Annotated in this window: 18 protein-coding genes; 9 read left to right on the forward strand and 9 right to left on the reverse strand. The window is 43.9% G+C overall.

What is annotated here, in order from left to right; translation table 11 throughout:
• Positions 1–47: 47 nt before the first annotated feature.
• The gene (locus AB4135_RS07385) at positions 48–1931 is read left to right on the forward strand and encodes a TonB-dependent receptor (RefSeq protein WP_371991645.1); all 1884 of its coding nucleotides are present in this window, start codon (positions 48–50) and stop codon (positions 1929–1931) included.
• Between the two features lie 103 nt (positions 1932–2034).
• On the opposite strand, the gene AB4135_RS07390 is transcribed toward AB4135_RS07385, so the two are convergent.
• On the reverse strand, positions 2035–4101 hold the full coding sequence (locus AB4135_RS07390) for a TonB-dependent receptor (protein ID WP_371991648.1): 2067 nt from the start codon (positions 4099–4101) through the stop codon (positions 2035–2037).
• 204 nt (positions 4102–4305) lie between these two features.
• Here AB4135_RS07390 and AB4135_RS07395 point away from each other — a divergent pair, with 204 nt between their 5' ends.
• The 5 genes from AB4135_RS07395 (at position 4306) to AB4135_RS07415 (ending at position 9533) form a co-directional block, all read left to right on the forward strand.
• On the forward strand, positions 4306–4575 hold the full coding sequence (locus tag AB4135_RS07395) for a hypothetical protein (RefSeq protein WP_371991650.1): 270 nt from the start codon (positions 4306–4308) through the stop codon (positions 4573–4575).
• Entirely contained in the window at positions 4572–4871 is a 300-nt protein-coding gene (locus AB4135_RS07400; protein WP_371991652.1) for a hypothetical protein, read from the forward strand. The genes AB4135_RS07395 and AB4135_RS07400 overlap by 4 nt, the downstream gene beginning before the upstream one ends.
• Positions 4868–6496, forward strand: a complete 1629-nt coding sequence (locus AB4135_RS07405; RefSeq protein WP_371991654.1) for a PepSY-associated TM helix domain-containing protein — start codon at positions 4868–4870, stop codon at positions 6494–6496. The genes AB4135_RS07400 and AB4135_RS07405 overlap by 4 nt, the downstream gene beginning before the upstream one ends.
• A gap of 495 nt (positions 6497–6991) precedes the next feature.
• Positions 6992–8179: a diguanylate cyclase gene (locus tag AB4135_RS07410; RefSeq protein ID WP_371991656.1), complete on the forward strand. Its 1188-nt coding sequence runs from the start codon at positions 6992–6994 to the stop codon at positions 8177–8179.
• Between the two features lie 148 nt (positions 8180–8327).
• Positions 8328–9533 (forward strand): hypothetical protein, encoded by a 1206-nt coding sequence (locus tag AB4135_RS07415; protein WP_371991658.1) that lies wholly within the window; start codon positions 8328–8330, stop codon positions 9531–9533.
• A gap of 7 nt (positions 9534–9540) precedes the next feature.
• Here AB4135_RS07415 and AB4135_RS07420 read toward each other — a convergent pair whose 3' ends face one another.
• The 7 genes from AB4135_RS07420 to AB4135_RS07450 form a co-directional block, all read right to left on the reverse strand.
• A complete protein-coding gene (locus tag AB4135_RS07420; RefSeq protein WP_371991660.1) occupies positions 9541–10332 on the reverse strand; it encodes a hypothetical protein in 792 nt (263 codons plus the stop codon).
• Positions 10333–10336: 4 nt separating this feature from the next.
• Positions 10337–10828: an RNA polymerase sigma factor gene (locus tag AB4135_RS07425; protein ID WP_371991662.1), complete on the reverse strand. Its 492-nt coding sequence runs from the start codon at positions 10826–10828 to the stop codon at positions 10337–10339.
• Positions 10821–11612 (reverse strand): putative DNA-binding domain-containing protein, encoded by a 792-nt coding sequence (locus tag AB4135_RS07430; RefSeq protein WP_371991664.1) that lies wholly within the window; start codon positions 11610–11612, stop codon positions 10821–10823. Before AB4135_RS07430 ends, AB4135_RS07425 begins: the two co-directional genes overlap by 8 nt.
• Positions 11603–12457: a DUF692 domain-containing protein gene (locus AB4135_RS07435; protein ID WP_371991666.1), complete on the reverse strand. Its 855-nt coding sequence runs from the start codon at positions 12455–12457 to the stop codon at positions 11603–11605. Before AB4135_RS07435 ends, AB4135_RS07430 begins: the two co-directional genes overlap by 10 nt.
• Positions 12457–12741 carry a DUF2282 domain-containing protein gene (locus AB4135_RS07440; RefSeq protein WP_371991668.1) on the reverse strand — a complete coding sequence of 95 codons (285 nt, stop codon included), beginning with the start codon at positions 12739–12741 and terminating at the stop codon, positions 12457–12459. The genes AB4135_RS07435 and AB4135_RS07440 overlap by 1 nt, the downstream gene beginning before the upstream one ends.
• A gap of 114 nt (positions 12742–12855) precedes the next feature.
• Positions 12856–13242, reverse strand: a complete 387-nt coding sequence (locus AB4135_RS07445) for a thiol-disulfide oxidoreductase DCC family protein (protein WP_371991670.1) — start codon at positions 13240–13242, stop codon at positions 12856–12858.
• A gap of 2 nt (positions 13243–13244) precedes the next feature.
• Positions 13245–13691, reverse strand: a complete 447-nt coding sequence (locus AB4135_RS07450) for a DUF3429 domain-containing protein (protein ID WP_371991672.1) — start codon at positions 13689–13691, stop codon at positions 13245–13247.
• A gap of 161 nt (positions 13692–13852) precedes the next feature.
• Here AB4135_RS07450 and folX point away from each other — a divergent pair, with 161 nt between their 5' ends.
• The 3 genes from folX to folM are packed head-to-tail and all read left to right on the forward strand — an operon-like array spanning position 13853 to position 15622.
• Entirely contained in the window at positions 13853–14218 is a 366-nt protein-coding gene (gene folX, locus AB4135_RS07455) for a dihydroneopterin triphosphate 2'-epimerase (protein ID WP_044555521.1), read from the forward strand.
• Positions 14219–14259: 41 nt separating this feature from the next.
• Positions 14260–14898, forward strand: coding sequence for a GTP cyclohydrolase I FolE (gene folE, locus AB4135_RS07460; RefSeq protein WP_371991674.1), 639 nt, complete (start codon positions 14260–14262; stop codon positions 14896–14898).
• A gap of 19 nt (positions 14899–14917) precedes the next feature.
• The gene (gene folM / locus AB4135_RS07465; protein WP_371991676.1) at positions 14918–15622 is read left to right on the forward strand and encodes a dihydromonapterin reductase; all 705 of its coding nucleotides are present in this window, start codon (positions 14918–14920) and stop codon (positions 15620–15622) included.
• A gap of 53 nt (positions 15623–15675) precedes the next feature.
• Here the strand turns inward: folM and AB4135_RS07470 are convergent, their stop codons facing one another.
• Positions 15676–16932 carry a mechanosensitive ion channel family protein gene (locus AB4135_RS07470; protein ID WP_371991678.1) on the reverse strand — a complete coding sequence of 419 codons (1257 nt, stop codon included), beginning with the start codon at positions 16930–16932 and terminating at the stop codon, positions 15676–15678.
• Positions 16933–17056: the final 124 nt, after the last annotated feature.

A 17056-nucleotide genomic window follows, 5' to 3' on the forward strand; every position in this document is an offset into this window, starting at 1 on the left:
AACAAAGAAAACAAAGAAAAAGAATAATTTGTCGTACAAGGAAAGTCATGAATCGTTTAGTTTTTGCTGGGGTTTTTATAACTATTTTATATCTTAGTCCCTATCAATTAGCTCTCGCTAACACCGATATAGAGCGAATACAGGTTACCGGAAATAAGAATCTCACCAAGGATCAAAGTCGCTTTAGTAATCAAGTAACCATTGATATAGATACCATTGATTTTCCGTTACAAAAAATATCTGACGTATTACTTTATACCCCGGGAGTCACGCTTAATGGTCAGGGGGGATTGTGGCAAGCCTATAATATCCGCGGCCAGTCTAAATGGAGAATAAAATCTCTTATTGATGGGATTAATATTAATACAGACAGAAGAGCAGGAAACTCCCTTTCATTTATCGACCCAAACTTACTCAGTAGTATTGACGTCATTAGTGGACCAAGCTCAACCTATTATGGTTCTGGTGCCATAGGCGGTGTGATAAATGCCAACTTAAAACAAGATGATATCAGCACTGTAACCGCTGGCTATCAGTCTTTTGGCAATGAAAATAGCCTGGCATATACCGGCTCAATCATTGACGAACTCTACACTGGACTGGCTTATCGTGGCGCAAGTAATGATGACAATCAGCAACAGCAAGCATTACTCTCTGAATTTGAACAGTTCTCGGGTTACTTTACATATGAAGCCAATATTGATGACGAAACTCAATTAGAGAGCTCACTCATAGGCTCCTATGGCAAGGATATAGGCAAAAGTAATAATCAGTATCCAGACTCGCGGATCAGTACCTACCCTTTTGAAAAACATTTGCTGGGAAAAATAACCCTATCTCAAGCTAGAAACTGGGCTCTTGGTGGCTATTTTCATCAACAAGATTGGCAAGCTGATACCGTTCGTATAGAAAAAAGACGCAACGTAAATGATTACCGCAGTTTCGACTGGGGACTTTATGCTCAAACAAACTGGCAACTAAGCGAAATGACAGGCCGCGTGGGCTTAGACAGTGATAATCGTGCCAATGTTGAGATCACTGAAACGCAATACAGCAGCTCCAACGAGCAGCAATGGAGCAAAACGATTCTAGAAGGTGATGAGTATCGTGGTGCGCTTTATGCCGATGCAAATTTAGAGCTTGCCCCGTTAAGAGTCACTGCGGGTGCACGAATGGAATATATACAACAAACCAGCCAAACAACGGTTTCAGACCACTATGCAACTGGATTCATTAAGTTAGCCTCACCACTCAACGAAACTTCAAATATTGAGATCGATCTCGGTACAGGCTTTCGCTTTCCGACATTAACAGAACGCTTCTTCGATGGCTCCACCGCCAGAGCTCAGTTTATTGGCAACCAAGATCTCAAACCCGAAGAGAGTAAAAATGCTCTCATTTCGTATCAACTAGAAACAGAGTTATTCTCACTAAGCTTGCAGGGATTTTACAACAGCATCGACAATTATATAGAGAAGGTTGCAGTCGATAGCGAAACCTTAACTTATCGCAATGAAACCACGGCTGAAATATATGGTGGCGAAATTGAAATTAATAGCCAACTCACAGAAAACCTATCTATAAACTGGATCTATCAACTCACTAAAGGGCACAATACCGACGATCAGCCTCTCGCAGATATCCCACCAGCAGAAAGTCGCTTGTTACTATCTTGGTCTGAAGATAACTGGCAAACATCCGCTTTCTATCGCTACCGAGACAGCTTTAACCAACCAGCGGCTGGGGAGCAAGCATTAGATGCCGCCCATATTATCGATCTAAGTGGTCATTACTGGCTCTCTGATTCATTCAAGCTCACTGCTAGTATCAATAATATATCCAATGAGAAATACATCGCCACCGCTGATGATATGGCAAACATTATGCCTGGACGTCAATGGGGGATAACTGGCAGTTGGATTTTTGAATAACATCGAGTACTAGAGCGAAAAATGGACACAGTCCGTCAAGGTTATTTTTACGTTCTGAAGAAGTGCGTCATAGGCAAAAGCAAATGACACACTTCTGTTAATATCAGTAGTTATAAGTCACAGATACACCGACATTTCTCGGATCAACGACCGCAGCATAGCCATGCTCATAACCACGTCCTGGCGGTTCATTCACTGTAAGTGCTTGCTCATCAAATAAGTTATTCACAAAGGCACTGATCCGCCAGTTATCATTCTGATAATCAACATTGAAGCGACTCAAAACATAATCACCGGCAACACGCTCTTCTGTATTAGCAATATCGGCAAAATACTCATCAACATAATTTGCTGATAGTCCAAATGTCAGCTCATCAGACAACCAATATTTAACCCCAAGGTTGGCAGTAACATTCGGCGCAGCATTTAGCTCATTACCCACAATATCGCCGTAGCTAGGATCTGCTGCTTTAATTTCACTTTGAAGCAGGCCTAAACCTGAAAACAGCTGCCAGCTATCACCCAACATGCTGGTGAACTCGAGCTCTAAACCATAGGTGACTGCTTTATCAATATTGGTGATCCGACGTAAACTATTAGACGCTTGATAGCCGTCATAATCGTTATAAAACAGGTTAGCGTTTAGGTTTACATTACCAGCATCAAAACTACTTCTGGAGCTTAGTTCATAGGTATCAACAGACTCGTCATCATAGTAATAGTAATCGCCACCAGCTGAGGTTAACGCCATTGCTCCACCGCCAGCGTTGTAACCACGTCGGCCACTTACCGCCAATGTCGTAGTATCAGTAACGGCGTATTGCACCACAAGCTTAGGCAAGGCCACCGTTTTAGCCTCATCTAACAGCTCATCAATTGCAGCGCCTCTAAACTGCATAGCAAAGTTTCTAGTCTGTTCATCACGCATCACACGCCCGCCAAAGGTCAGCCACCACTTTTCGGCCATTGCAAAGGTCATCTCTCCATAAACAGAAGCAGAGGTACTACTATCATCTCCCCCATAGGAAAAACCACCTACACTGCTAAAGTCTTGGGTACGCTTATAATAAGCTAATCCAATAAAGCCATTTAGATCTCGATCATTCAGCCCAAAACTATATTTGCCATCGACGTTGTAACTTTTGTCATTCATGTCGACAGTACTTTCAGCTACAGCCAAAGGTTCATAGGATTCAAAACCCCAATCATAATCCATAAAGGAAAACTGTAAATCAAGCGATTGCCCATCAGCCAGCTGGTAATCAAATGTCACAGAATGGGTCGTTGACTTAGTGGTGATATAGCGTTGAAACAACGGTTTATACGCCCAAGGGTCGTCACCGGTAAAGTAGTTACGCCCAGAGTCACCTTGCTCATCGTTATATGAAAAACTGTACAACACCGATAAGTCTTCTAGCCCAGCAGGTTGCCAAAGCAATTTTCCGCGCCATCGGTTGGTAATGAGTTCATTTTGGTCAAAGGTTTTTGGATTAGTGTCATATACCAAGCCCTTATTGTAAGTGTTGCCATTTACATTTTGGCCTGTGACTCTAAAGGCAAGCTGATCATCTAAAATCGGACCCGATAGCATCACAGCGCTATCGATAAAGCTATCTTGATCTCGATAACCTAAACGTGCCGCTGCTTGCCAGTCAAAGGTTGGATCTGCCGTTTTAATAAATACTGCGCCACCAATACTGTTGCGACCATTAATGGTTGACTGCGGTCCTCGAAAAACTTCTATCTGCTCTATATCCCACAGGCCTGTGTCACCGGTTAAGTCCGCGACAAAGGGCTCAGCTACGCCGTCAACAAGCGTTGAAACTCGTGCTTTAGCTCCGCCAGTGAAAGAGTTAAACCCGGTGGCTGATCCATTACCAGTGACGCCTCGAATATCCGGCACTGCTCCCGTTGTTACTACAACGTTTGGTACTTCAGATAAAGCATTGGATACCGATTGATATTGACCACTGTCTAACGTCTCTTTATCAATAATTGAGACCGATGAGGTGGTATCTTTAAGGCTACGTTCGACCTTTTCACCATATACGGTAATTCTTTCTATCGATTTTGCAGCTTCAACATCAACAGCAGCGTAAGCCGTCGAAAATATAGGACTACATAATATTGCCGCCACAACGAGATTTTTGTTAAACACCCTGTATTCCATGGGATCCCTCAAGTTCACAGTAAATAGAAATTATCGTTCCGATTAAAAGCAGCAACAATTTACATTAAACCTCACCCACATACAATTGCGAATCATTCACATTTACATTACCATTTACACAAATTTAATACCTATGTAATAAAGCTAATACGCTATTTAGTTTTGTTGCTCATCACAGTTAATCAGACGTTTAGGGAGGAGTTGATGGTTATGTTTCAAATCACGGGGTTGGTACTGACTTTGGTCGGTGTCACTATGATCTATGCCACCAGCAAGCATCAAAAGTTACTAGCAAAATCTCTACCCAAGCCAGCCATTCTAGTGGGGCTGATTCTATTGCTATTCGCATTATTGAGTTGGGTACAACTACTAACAACCACAGCAGCCGTTTTCACTTGGCTATTCACTATTATCGCACTATTGATTTGCGTCCCCTTCAGCACGATTTTTAAATCAAGAGAGCCACATAAATGACACGGTTAACCCAAGCGCAAAAAATTCAATCGCACTGGTGGAGAAAAAGCCTCACCGCAAGCTTTTTAGGTCTGAGCTTATCTTATGGTGTCATTGCCGTGTTTGCATGGTTTGGCCCAGGGGGAATTGATGCACCAATGAAGGTGCAAATGAACATGTGGCTTATCAGTTTTATCTGGTTACCCATTATAGCTTTTAGCTTTTTATTCAAAACAGCAGCCAGTGCATTTGGTTATCTCATGTCGGCTAACCTCGTTATTTACAGTTTATTTGCGGTTTTATGGTGGCTTAAGTGAGAATACGAGCTGATATTTTAAGAACTTACCAGTCGATCCATACATGGACAGGGATCACCACAGGCCTGCTGTTGTTTATCGCCTTTTTCGCTGGCGCCCTCACCATGTTCAAACCTCAAATAGAGCAATGGGCAACACCACCAACACAAACACTGCAGCAAGTACCTATCACGCAATTGGATAAGCTCATTCAAGCAGCGATCAATAATAGTGAAAAAGCCAAAGATGGCTTTATCATCAGCTTTAACGACGATGATTCACCGATTAAATGGTATGAAAAAGGTGGTGGGCGTGGATTACGCCTCGATGATCACCTGCGCCATGCCAGCTTTAATGAGAATGGCGAATGGTTCAGCCAAGCAAGCAGTACCAATGAGTTAGGCACATTGGTCGATCAGTTGCACCGCACCGCGGGGATCATCGGCAATATCGGCCATGAAGATCTCGGCGTACTCATTCTGGGTCTAGCTGCAGCACTGTATTTTCTCGCACTGATTTCAGGCGTTATTGTTTTATTGCCTACGTTAGTTAAAAATCTCTTTGCGCTCAGACAGCATAAAGGTGTGAATCGCTTTTGGTTAGACAGCCATAACTTGGTCGGTGTTGTGAGCTTACCTTTTCACTTGATTATTGCATGGACTGTGGTGGTCTTTGCGTTTCATGACATGTTCTATGGCGGCTTAAGTATTCTTTATGGTGATAAACCTTTATTCGAGCCCAGAGAGCGCTCAACCATTGAGTATTCTGTCAGCCAACTGCACAGCATTGACAGCTATATTGCCGAAGTCACACCGCTTGCCGAAGGTTACCAAATCGCATCTATGGAGTTTAGTCAGCTAAATTCAACTTCTCCTTCCTTAGCGGTAGAGCTGCAAGCTAGCGGTAAAATCATGCGCGGCGGTTACAGTGATTTCATCTATATGCATCCTTATACTCTGGCTGTGCAATACAATACGATTAACCAAGTCGAAGAAGGGTTATATGGCCCCGTGGTCAACAGTTTATTTGCGCTCCACTTTGGTAATTACGCAGGTAGTTTCGGCCGCTGGCTATATTTTGCCCTCGGCTTACTCGGGGCGTTTTTGTTTTACAGCGGTAATTTACTTTGGCTTGAAAAACGCAGACAGAAACAAGCGGCGCAACGCAAAGCAACCAAGATAATGGCATCGCTGACTATCGGTGTATGCTTAGGCTCTATGTTAGGTGTCGCTGTTTCGATGCTAGCGACAAAATGGCTTTACCTGTTAAGCGAACAAATAAATAGTTACTACCTCAGTTGTTACTATATCGCGTTTTTTGCAGCATTAGCCTACAGCTTTGCTCGCGGGGCTGCAGTTGCCGCAATCTCGCTACTTAGATTGCTAGCAATTTGCTGCTTGTTGATTCCAGTAACGAGCTTAATCGCGCTATTACTGCCCCAACTGGCAATATGGACGGCCACAGATCTCGCATCAATAACCATTGAAGCTATATCACTTATATTCGCGCTGCTGTTTTTTATCGCCGCCAATAAAGCACATCACAGAGCCTATTTCGGCGAGGCCGACAGTATTTGGGCGGTGGCTCATCAGCAAAGCGATACCAGACTACAGCAGCAAAATAGCGGCGCTCAAGTATTGCCCTAGTTTGCAAAGTTCGCCTAAGCTTGTCGCGCCAAGCTTAGGCAGATTAATGTCTTCAACGTGGGGGGAAGCTCTACTATCTACTCGAGCTTCCCTTAGCGCTAACACTGCAAAACAGCCGCAGTAATACCAACCAAATGATCGTGACAGATTCAATGGTTATTCGGTAAAATCCTCTTTAAGTTAACGTGTTATTCCAATCGCAGTAAGTGTTCAGCAATAGCGCAGGAAAAACGCTTGAGAACAAGGCGTTAATTTTCGATAAGTCGTTATTCTCCAATCAACATTTTTAACGACGTTATCGAGCGCTTTAACAAGCTAGGGTGAGCAGTTATTGACTACGGTTGGTATTATCAACTTCTGTAACCCACAACATTGTCTGCGTGCACTTTTTACAGATTTGTAGCCATGAAAGACTTTATCTTTTGTTAGAAATGTCGACTTACAGAAGGTAATACCCGAGTTGTAGTTAAACATACGTTTATATTGAGGTTAACCTTGTCCGCTTTTTATCATCGCTGTCGCTATTTTTTCTTGCCTCTTTTTTTCACAGGCTTGCTGTTAGCTGTCACTCAATATTGCTTACCACAGCTGCAAACCTGGCACAGCGTCATAGAGCAGTTACCATTCTGGTTGCTACCGGTAGTGGTTATTATTGCGCTGCAGTTTAACCGCAGTCGCCTAGCTTACCTTGCACTATTGCTGCTTACCTATTACTACCTTCTAGACCAAAGCTCGTCTACAACCTTATTTGATAAATACCCACAACAGATCTTTCTTAGCGGTGTTTTTACCATTACTTGGTTTGCCTTTATTAAAGATAGAGGACTGCTTTCCGCTCATGGTGTTATTAGGGTTATCGGTATAGCACTATGCTTTGCCGCGGCGTTTGGGTGGATATGGGCCAATACTCAATACCAGAGCATTATCGATAGCTACCTACCCAGCATGATAACCATCGAGATACGCACCCTTGCCCCCTTTTACTTTGGGGCGATGTTAGTTTTTATACGCGGGATCTGGCAAAGCAACTTAGTTAACACCTCGATTTTTATCACTTTAGTACTATGGACAATTCAGTCGCTCATGCCGGAGTTACTATCCGCCTCAGTGTCGATAACAGCCCTCGCGATTGTTTATATACTGACAGTACTCACCGACTCATACTTTCTAGCCTATCGAGATGAGCTCACCGGCCTTGCTTCTCGTCGTGCCCTTTATAACTTAGTGCTGTCATTGGGGCGAAAATACAGCGTAGCCATGCTCGATATCGATCACTTTAAAAAGTTCAACGACACCTATGGCCATGATGTTGGTGACCAAGTGCTTAAGTTGGTCGCCAGTAAGATCTCTCAAGTGCGCGGTGGCGGTAAAGCCTTCCGTTACGGCGGCGAAGAGTTCACCATCGTCTTCTCTCGCAAAGATACCTCATCGATTTTACATTGCCTTGAAGAGGTACGAGAGACAATACAGGATTACGACATTGTGCTGCGCAATGAACAGCGCAAACAGCAAACCAAGGCTAAACGCGGTAAAGCGCAAAACCAAAGTAAAACCGTTAATGTCACCATATCTATTGGAGTCTCAGAACATCAACATGGTGAAACTTTCGAGCAAACATTGAAAAAAGCGGATCAAGCTCTGTATCGCGCTAAGAAAAAAGGCCGTAACCAGGTGTGCGTTTAACTAAATACTAAACTCAAACAAAGGAGAGTAAACCTATAGTATTAACTTAGTGTCTATGAACACAATTCAATTGTCATAAAAATCAACCTATTATTAAATCAATGCCAAATTGTTAGCCTCTAACATTAATACCAAGCATGGATGAATAATGGATAATTTAATTAGCAAAGCTGAAGCTCTAGGGAAAAAATTAAGCCTAATCACCCAAGGAGCAGCTTACAAGGAAGCGGACTTTTCAAAAATTGCTTTCGAAGAACTCAAAAAGTCGAATATTAAATATGACATCAGCGGCAACGAGCTATTGGCATACCAGCTTAATGACATATCTAGGTTAGCGCATAATAAAGAAAACTTTAGTGATTTCCCCATAATACTATATAAGAATGATGACTTTATCATTCAAGCTCTACACTGGTATGAAGCTTCAACCAGCATTCATGACCACCGCTTTGATGGTGCATTCAAGGTGCTTAAAGGATCTAGCATCGAAACCACTTATGATTTTGAGACTAACGACGATACTGCGGAGCGAACCCAAAGTGGCAGCTTAACCAAGCGTCGCATACGCCATCTTAAAGTCGGTGATACTTGCGAAATCAACGGCGGCAACCGATACATACATTCACTATTCCATATCGAGTCTCCTTCAATCACCCTAATTATTCGAACTCATAGTAAGGAGAGTTACCCAGCGCAAAGAGATTATCACGCGCCTTCACTTTCTTCAGAATGTTTTTATCAAAGAGCGGAAGCGAATAAACTCGCAGCAATTGTTAATGCTGATGCCGGGCGTTTATTTTCTTTCGATAAAGAATTTTACCAACAGCTATTTGTAGATCTGGAAAAGTTCCAACTTATCCGGCTAATCCCCATGCTAGTAAAGAAAAATAATAGCGCTATCAAAGAAGTGCTCATTAACCTATATGGAGAGCAAGAAGCTGCTGAAATAATCGCGGTGACAGAGCTCACACATTACAGGCGACAACTCAACTTTCTAAGAAAAGGCATCACCGATTACGAGTCTAGGTTAGTGCTCGCGGTAATGATTAACTCCTCCACCCGCTCAGAAGCAGCACAATTGATGACAGAAGTGTTGCCTGATGCGATATTTGAAGATGAGATATCCAAGATTGTTGAGTACATGGTAAAACACCGCTGGGTCCCGACTACCATTGAAGGAGACTCTATGGCTGATATCATTACTGCAGCCGTATCGGCCACCACTATTGATGAATACTTCAAACTGCTAGTTGAAGACTTTGGTGCTGAAGCCGTTGAAACGGGTCGAGCGATGCTAGAAAAAGCCTGGAACCAACTAACGACGAACCAAACGATCAATATGCTTTGGCAATAATATATTGCTAATCGATCGAACGGGCTGTGGCCATTAACAGCCCTTTCTCGACCCAAATAGACACCGCCACACCACGAACTATCAGCTCAGTGGGCTTATCTCCCTGCTCCAATATTGGCTGCTTACCATAGAGGCTAGGGTCATATTGCACCTCGTAAAGGGTAATCGGTTGTTTATCTTTTTGACTAAATCGGATCTGTGCGGCAGTTAACCCCTGAATAGAGCAATAGCGGCCCCCAAGCATCTTGCTATCATTATCGCCGCTATTGGTGAGAAAACTTGAGTTAACAGGGGTAAAATCTAGCTGACTAAAGTAATCTCTCAGCTGAGTTAATTGCTGGGTTTGCACCTCAAGCGGCTTCATCTTGACATGATTGCGTGCCACTTCATCGGCAATCTTCCAACTGATGCTAGTCATGACTAGCTTGTTTGAGCCGCTATTAATTAGCTGCTGCATTTGGTTATAGGAATACAGCTGAAATGCTGCCACCAGCACAAAAACACTGGCAGCAAGCGCATAAATAAGTTTGATGATAGGTTTGCGTGTTTGACTGGTATTGGCCAGCAAACTAGCATCTTCGACGCTGTCGGCATCTGGTTCTGTTTGAAGCGGTTGCTTTGCTGCCCTATAGCTTTCCTCAAGCAAAGCCTCAACCTTAGATTCGTCAGTATTAGCCCCAGCACTCATCAGCAAAGCTTGCATGCGCGTTAATGCCTGCTCTGAAAGTTGCTGCGCTTCAACATACTGCTTCACTGATTGTCTAAAATTGCTGTCAGTGGCATCGTGTTTTTTAGTCATAATATTACTCGCTCCCCTGACCTGCACCCGCTGCTTTCACGGCTTCATTTTGCATAATATCCGCCGACTTAATCTTTATTCTATGTAGCCTCGACAAAACCGTGCCGCGAGGCTGCCCCAAATCACTAGCAATTTCAGCAGCACTAAAGCCCTCAACAGCCCATAGGTACAACACTTCTCTTTCGGCGGCATTAAGCTGTAAAAATAGGTACTCGATTAAGTCGTGCTGCAGAGCAATTTGCTCCATGCTGGTCTCATCCAATAACGCCGGCGCATGCTGGTCTAGTGGCTCAAAGTCGATACGATTTTGTCGCCTGCAATCATCAATAAATTGATTGCGAATCACGGTGCGCAGGTAGGCTTTAGCGTGGACAGGTTTAGCAGCACTTTTTAACCAATGCTCTATTGCGGTTTGCAACAGATCTTCCGCTGCTGCGCTATGCCGAGTAAGGCATAAACAGTAACGATATAGGCTCTGCAGCAACTCCCTATCCATCGGCCGTTTCCCGCAGCTTATAGCCCGCAATCCAGCCCTGTTGAATAAGCTGAGGTAGTTCACTCAAACCCACATCGGTGTTAGTTAACTGCCCGAGCGACAAACTCTGTTGTATCGCCATTATTAGCTGAGCTTGTGGCGCTGAAATCTGCCTAAAGCTCACCTTAAAACGCTCCCGAAAGATCAGCAGATAGTTCGTTGCGCTATCGCAACTAGCGGTGTGGCTTTGCTCTGTTGTGGCTTGATGCTTTAACCAGACTCGTTGCACCGGATAGTGACAACTAAGCAACTCAATATCAGGTTGCAGTAGTAGCACAGTTTGCTGCTGCAAAGCTTCACTAAGTCGCGCCAACTCTTCCAAGCCATGAACTTGCGGCAGTTGCACAAAGTCACTACGATCTTGAGCGTAATAACCCTGCTTTAGCGTCCATTCAAGCATCGCCAGCTCTGGTAAGTACTCAAGCCCAATAAATGCTTGATGTTGCTTAACCTCATCGCCAAGTAACCTAGGAAACTGTGCACCATAATGGTTTAAATTGGCATCACATAATGGATAACGGTTGCAATATTGCTGTGCGAATTGCTCAAAGCAATGCTCTCCAACGACCGTCTGGCAAACAGGAAAGCTACTTTGCAGACTACTTAGCAACGCTTGAAAAGCATTGTTTTGATAAACTTTTAACCGCGATTGCTCGCGCTGATTGACCAAGGCTAATAGTGCGTTGTCATCACCATTAGCTTGCAGCGCTTGCATAAATGCCCCTTGCCAGTCCGCTAAGCGCATCGTTCCACTCCAGCGACAGGCTTGGCATTACGCTGCATCATATCAGCGGCAATCTGCCGCTCCTGTAATAACCAGTTTAGTGTTGGGATCTCACTGTCCCACTCAATCATAGTGGGAATATTGCCATTGAGCTGAATGTAATTTTGATAAGCCTGCCAAACTTGTGGATCGACTGGATGGTTATGCGCATCCAGCAGATAATCGTCTTTTTGATGGAAACCTGCCAAATGGATCTGCTTTACCCGCTTGGCAGGTACGGCATCTAAAAATGCTTGCAACTGCTGATCAAGATTCACACTGGTTACAAAAGCATTATTAATATCCAGCAACAGGTAGCAGTCAGCTTCTGCGGCAATAGCAGCAATAAATTCCCCCTCACTCAATTCATTATGTTGGCAACTCATATAGGTAGACACGTTTTCCAGCAAGATCCTTTCACCCAGCAGATCTTGAGTTTGTCTGATCCTATTGCTGATATGCATGACGGCTTCGTCTGTGTAGGGCAACGGCAACAGATCTGCCACTTTGAAATCATCATTACCGGAGAAACTAGCATGTTCAGAATACCAGTGGGCTCCACAAGCTTGCTTGAGAGATTTGATCTGCTTGAGGTAATCAACATTGAGCGTATTAGCACCACCGAGTGATAAACCTACGCTATGAAATACCAAGGGAAAACGTTCGCTGATACGTCTTAGCAGGTGTTGATTTAAGCCTCCGTCCACCAGCCAGTTATCAGCCAACACCTCTAACCAAGGGATAGCAAGACTTTCATCAGCTAATATCTGCTGCACATGGGGAGTGCGCAGGCCGATGCCTGCGCCAGCGATGCCAAAATTAGGCATTAGCTTTTGGCCGGTTTAACCGCTTTTACTTCGCCACCAGTAATTTTGTCGCAAGTGCCAGCAGGCACGTAGACCCATTCAGTAGGTAAGTTGTCAGCTTTAGCTTGCCCAGCGCAGCCATGACTTCCGTCTAACGCACCACAGTCGTTAGCACCAGCTTTAGCAATCCCGGCACACTTTTCCCATTCTTTAGGTTGGTCAGGTACCGCTTGAGCTCCCATAGATAAACTCGCCGCCAAAATACCAGCGACCGTAACACCAAGTGCAGTTGTTGAAGATTTCATATCGATTATTCCTTTTGATAGATAACACATTCAACCCGTAAACGATTAAGCAACCGGATTGATTGCATTACGAACAAAATTAATTTTAGTTGATAATCACTTCAACAGCGTATTTTAGCGGTAACAAGTGCCTGTTTCGCAGCGCTTCTTACCCGTTAATAAGTAAGATATACGATAACGGTGCTTAGCAAAAAACAGGTAGCCTCTATCAGCAAGTGGCTTAACTAACGAGCAACGCAGTAGTGAAACCCACTTCTCTTTACCCACTGCAGCCCAAGCCTCGTAGGTCACATCTAGTCCTGTAATCAATGAGCCATCAGCACGCTGTGCATGTAAAATCTTGTTCGCTAAAGCGAAATCTATCTCAGGAAATTTAACGCAAAAATCATCTTGATTGAGATCTTGCAACTCAATGTTATCGTGACTATCTAGAGATTTGATGTGTTGCATTTCCGCGTCACACAGCGGACAGAGTGAGTCATAAAAGATACGTAGTTTCATTACTAACCTCCGAACAATTGATGGATTAACATCAGTAGATGCATAGTTACCGCCACCAGGGTTAATCTGAGTCTCATTGATATATAATCTTGGTTAAGGCATAGCTCTTGGGCCTTTTTTTCAATGACAAAAAGCCATAAATAACCCAGCAAGAGCAACACTAAACTCGCGGCTTGTTGATTCAGTAACAGCGCCAGCCACGACAAAATCGAAAACAGATTACTCTGTATAAGCAAACGCCCAGTCGTGCTGCTGGTTGATAGTGCAATAGCACGCCCCCACAAGGTGCCTGATATAAAGCTAAGAATGACTGCGCTATAACTAATAAAGGCAAACTCAGCGTTTAACCAAGTTAATTGCAATCCAGTCCAAGCCATTGTTGTTGCTATAATAAAAGGTAACAACCCGGCATAACCCAAACCTTGCCAAATACGTTCATTTCGCTCCATAGTTCACTCAGCTCAGCCAACAAACATTATCAATTTGTACGATGTCAGTTGACTTTTAGATCTCTGCTTGGTGTAAATTGGTACTTAAAGGGATGATCTAAATTGCTGAATTATCCGTATCTTTGCCTATAGTTAGTTAAAAGAACGATAAAGGACTATAAATGACAACAAGCAACGCCATTATCAAAGTCACCAATTTACGCTTGCGCACATTCATCGGCTTCAATATCGAAGAGCGCGAAAAAATGCAGGATGTGGTGATTAACATCGAGATCCACTATCCCGCGAGTAATGCCATTCGCGAAGATAACGTCGATGAGGCACTCAATTATAAAAAGGTAACTAAGGCCGTTATTCAGCATGTCGAAGAGGGGCGCTTTCTACTGTTAGAAAAATTGGTGTCAGATGTACTCGATATCAGTAGCCAGCACCCGTGGGTGCAATATGCACGAGTGACCATTGATAAACCCCATGCATTAAGGTTCGCAGACTCCGTATCACTGTCTTTAGAGTACCGAAAATCTTAATGTCCCACAGTCAACTCATTCAATCTCAGCAGGAGTCAATTATGGACGTACCTCAGGCTCAACAAGTGAGAGATGCACTAATCAAACAAGGGCTCGAGACCCCTCTAATTCCGTCGGATATGACCCCCGAACAGAAGTACGAGCGCATTAAGGGCTTAATGACGGAAGTCGTATCAACCTTAGGCCTCGACCTCAGCGATGACAGCTTACAAGAGACGCCGCACCGTATAGCTAAGATGTATGTCAACGAAGTTTTTGCCGGCCTAAACTACGACAACTTTCCTAAAATAGCTCAAATTAAAAATAAGATGGCGATCGATGAGATGGTGCGGATCACTGATATCAGCGTCGTCAGCACCTGTGAGCATCACTTCGTTACCATCGATGGCTTAGCAAAAGTGGCTTATATCCCCAGCAGCACCATTATTGGTCTGTCTAAAATCAATCGTATCGTGCGCTTTTTTGCCCAGCGTCCACAAGTGCAGGAACGTTTAACCAAGCAGATCTTAGTTGCCCTACAAACATTATTGGCAACCGATAACGTCGCGGTCAGCATTGATGCCACCCACTACTGCGTAAAATCCAGAGGGGTAATGGATACCCAATCGCAAACGCAAACCACAGCCCTCGGAGGCGAGTTTAAAACCAGCGCCGCAACTCGGGCAGAGTTTTTCCGCTAGTCAGCCATTAAGGATTTTGATGACAGCCGCTATTTTAATAACCGGAGTCGGCAAGCGTGTCGGCTTCTACCTTGCCAAGCATTTAGCCCAACAAGGCTATAAAGTCATTGGCACTTATCGTAGCCAATACCCACAACTGCAAGAACTCGAAGCCTTAGGTGTTGAGCTGCATCAGTGTGATTTCTATCAAGATGCTCAACTCAATGAACTGCTACAAAAGCTTGCTCAACAGTCAGCCTTTAAAGCTCTAATCCATAATGCATCTGACTGGTTGCCAGACGGCGATACCGCATCTGCCCTATCAACTATGGACAAAATGATGCGCATTCATGTGAGTGTGCCTTATACCATCAACTTGGCACTTGCGGAGCAGCTCAAAGCCAATAACGGCATGGCTGACATTATCCACATCACCGATTATGTAGCAGAAAAAGGCAGTAAAAAACATGCAGCTTATGCTGCCAGTAAAGCAGCGTTACAAAACCTGACGCTATCTTTTGCCGCGAAGTATGCACCTGAGGTTAAGGTCAACAGTATCGCCCCTGCACTACTCATGTTTAATCCCGATGATGACGAGCAATACAAGCAAAAGGCACTCAAAAAAGCACTGATGGCCAAGGAGGGGGGTGAGGTAGAGATCTTAAATGCGGTCAATTACCTATTACAAAGTCACTATGTTACCGGTCAAACCTTGAAAATTGATGGTGGCCGCCACTTGGTTTAATCATATTAAAAAAGGCACCTAATAAGGTGCCTTCCTAGGTTCAGCTACTGTGACTAATGGCTTTGCAAACTACGCACATCCGCGCCTGTAGGCCCTTGATACACCCTTAAGCCAAATTCTGGCATTATTGCAAACACATGATCAAAGATATCCGCTTGGATATCTTCATAAGCCGCCCACCTTATGTCATTGGTAAAGATATATAGCTCAATCGGTACACCACTCGATGTTGGCGCCAACTGACGTACTAACAAGGTCATATCTTTATGAACTTTCTCATGCTGATTTAAATAAGCCAACATGTAGGCTCTAAAGGTCCCCACGTTAGTCAAATGTCGACTATTTACAGGCATATCGGCATCTTCTATCTGGGCGTTAAACGTACTGATCTCCTGCGATTTTGCAGCGAAATAGGGCTTAAGAAGATTGATCTTCGATAATCTCTGCTGGTCCTCTTCAGTTAAAAAACCGATAGAACTAATATCAATCTGTACTGACCGTTTAATTCTACGGCCACCAGATTCAGACATTCCACGCCAGTTTTTAAAGGCATCCGACACCAAAGCATAGGCGGGGATCATGGTAATAGTCTGATCCCAGTTACGCACTTTAACCGTTGTAAGCGATACCTCTTCAACCGCACCATCGGCGCCGTACTTATCCATTTGGATCCAATCTGTTGGGCTGACCATTCTGTTAGCCGCTAGCTGAATACCAGCCACAAAGCCCAAAATAGTGTCCCTGAAGACCAACATCACCAAACCGGTTGCTACACCTAAACCACTTAAGAAATAAACCGGCGATTGATCAGCCAGTACCGAGATCGAAATGATAATGGCGACAAAAAACATAAATAGCTTAAATAGCTGCACGAAGCTCTTGATAGGCAATCGACGACTGATCAAGTTCACGTCAGCAATTTCATTCGCCGCATCAAGGGCGCTATAAACTGCTCGCACAAATAAAATAACAATAGTGACGTCAAGTAGCCGATCAGCCAAACTCTCCAGCACAGGATGCTCGGTTAAGGCCAGTGGCAGAATGATGTTGAGAATAAGAGCCGGAACCAACTTAGCCAACTTCTCCAATACACGATAGCGCATGAAGATATCGTCCCAATGGACGCGCGAGCGAGTGATGACAATATTCATGGTACTGACAACACCACGTTTCACAAAAACGTAGCCAATAAAAGCAACAATGAAACAGGCTATAACAAGAATACTGGTTGAAACACCGTCTGCTGGTTGGCTGTCGATCCCGACAGTTGCCAACCATTGAGTGATACTTGCACGTAATTCCTGATCCAAAATAGATATCTCCGATAGTGAACAGACATAAACAATCCGTTCAAGCTTGCAAAATAGGGTTAACAAGCCACAATCAAGTGGCAAACAAATTAATCACAATAATCAAGTTTAACAGCAATTTGAG

Source organism: Shewanella sp. 10N.286.54.B9 (assembly GCF_041468565.1).
Classification (GTDB): domain Bacteria; phylum Pseudomonadota; class Gammaproteobacteria; order Enterobacterales; family Shewanellaceae; genus Shewanella.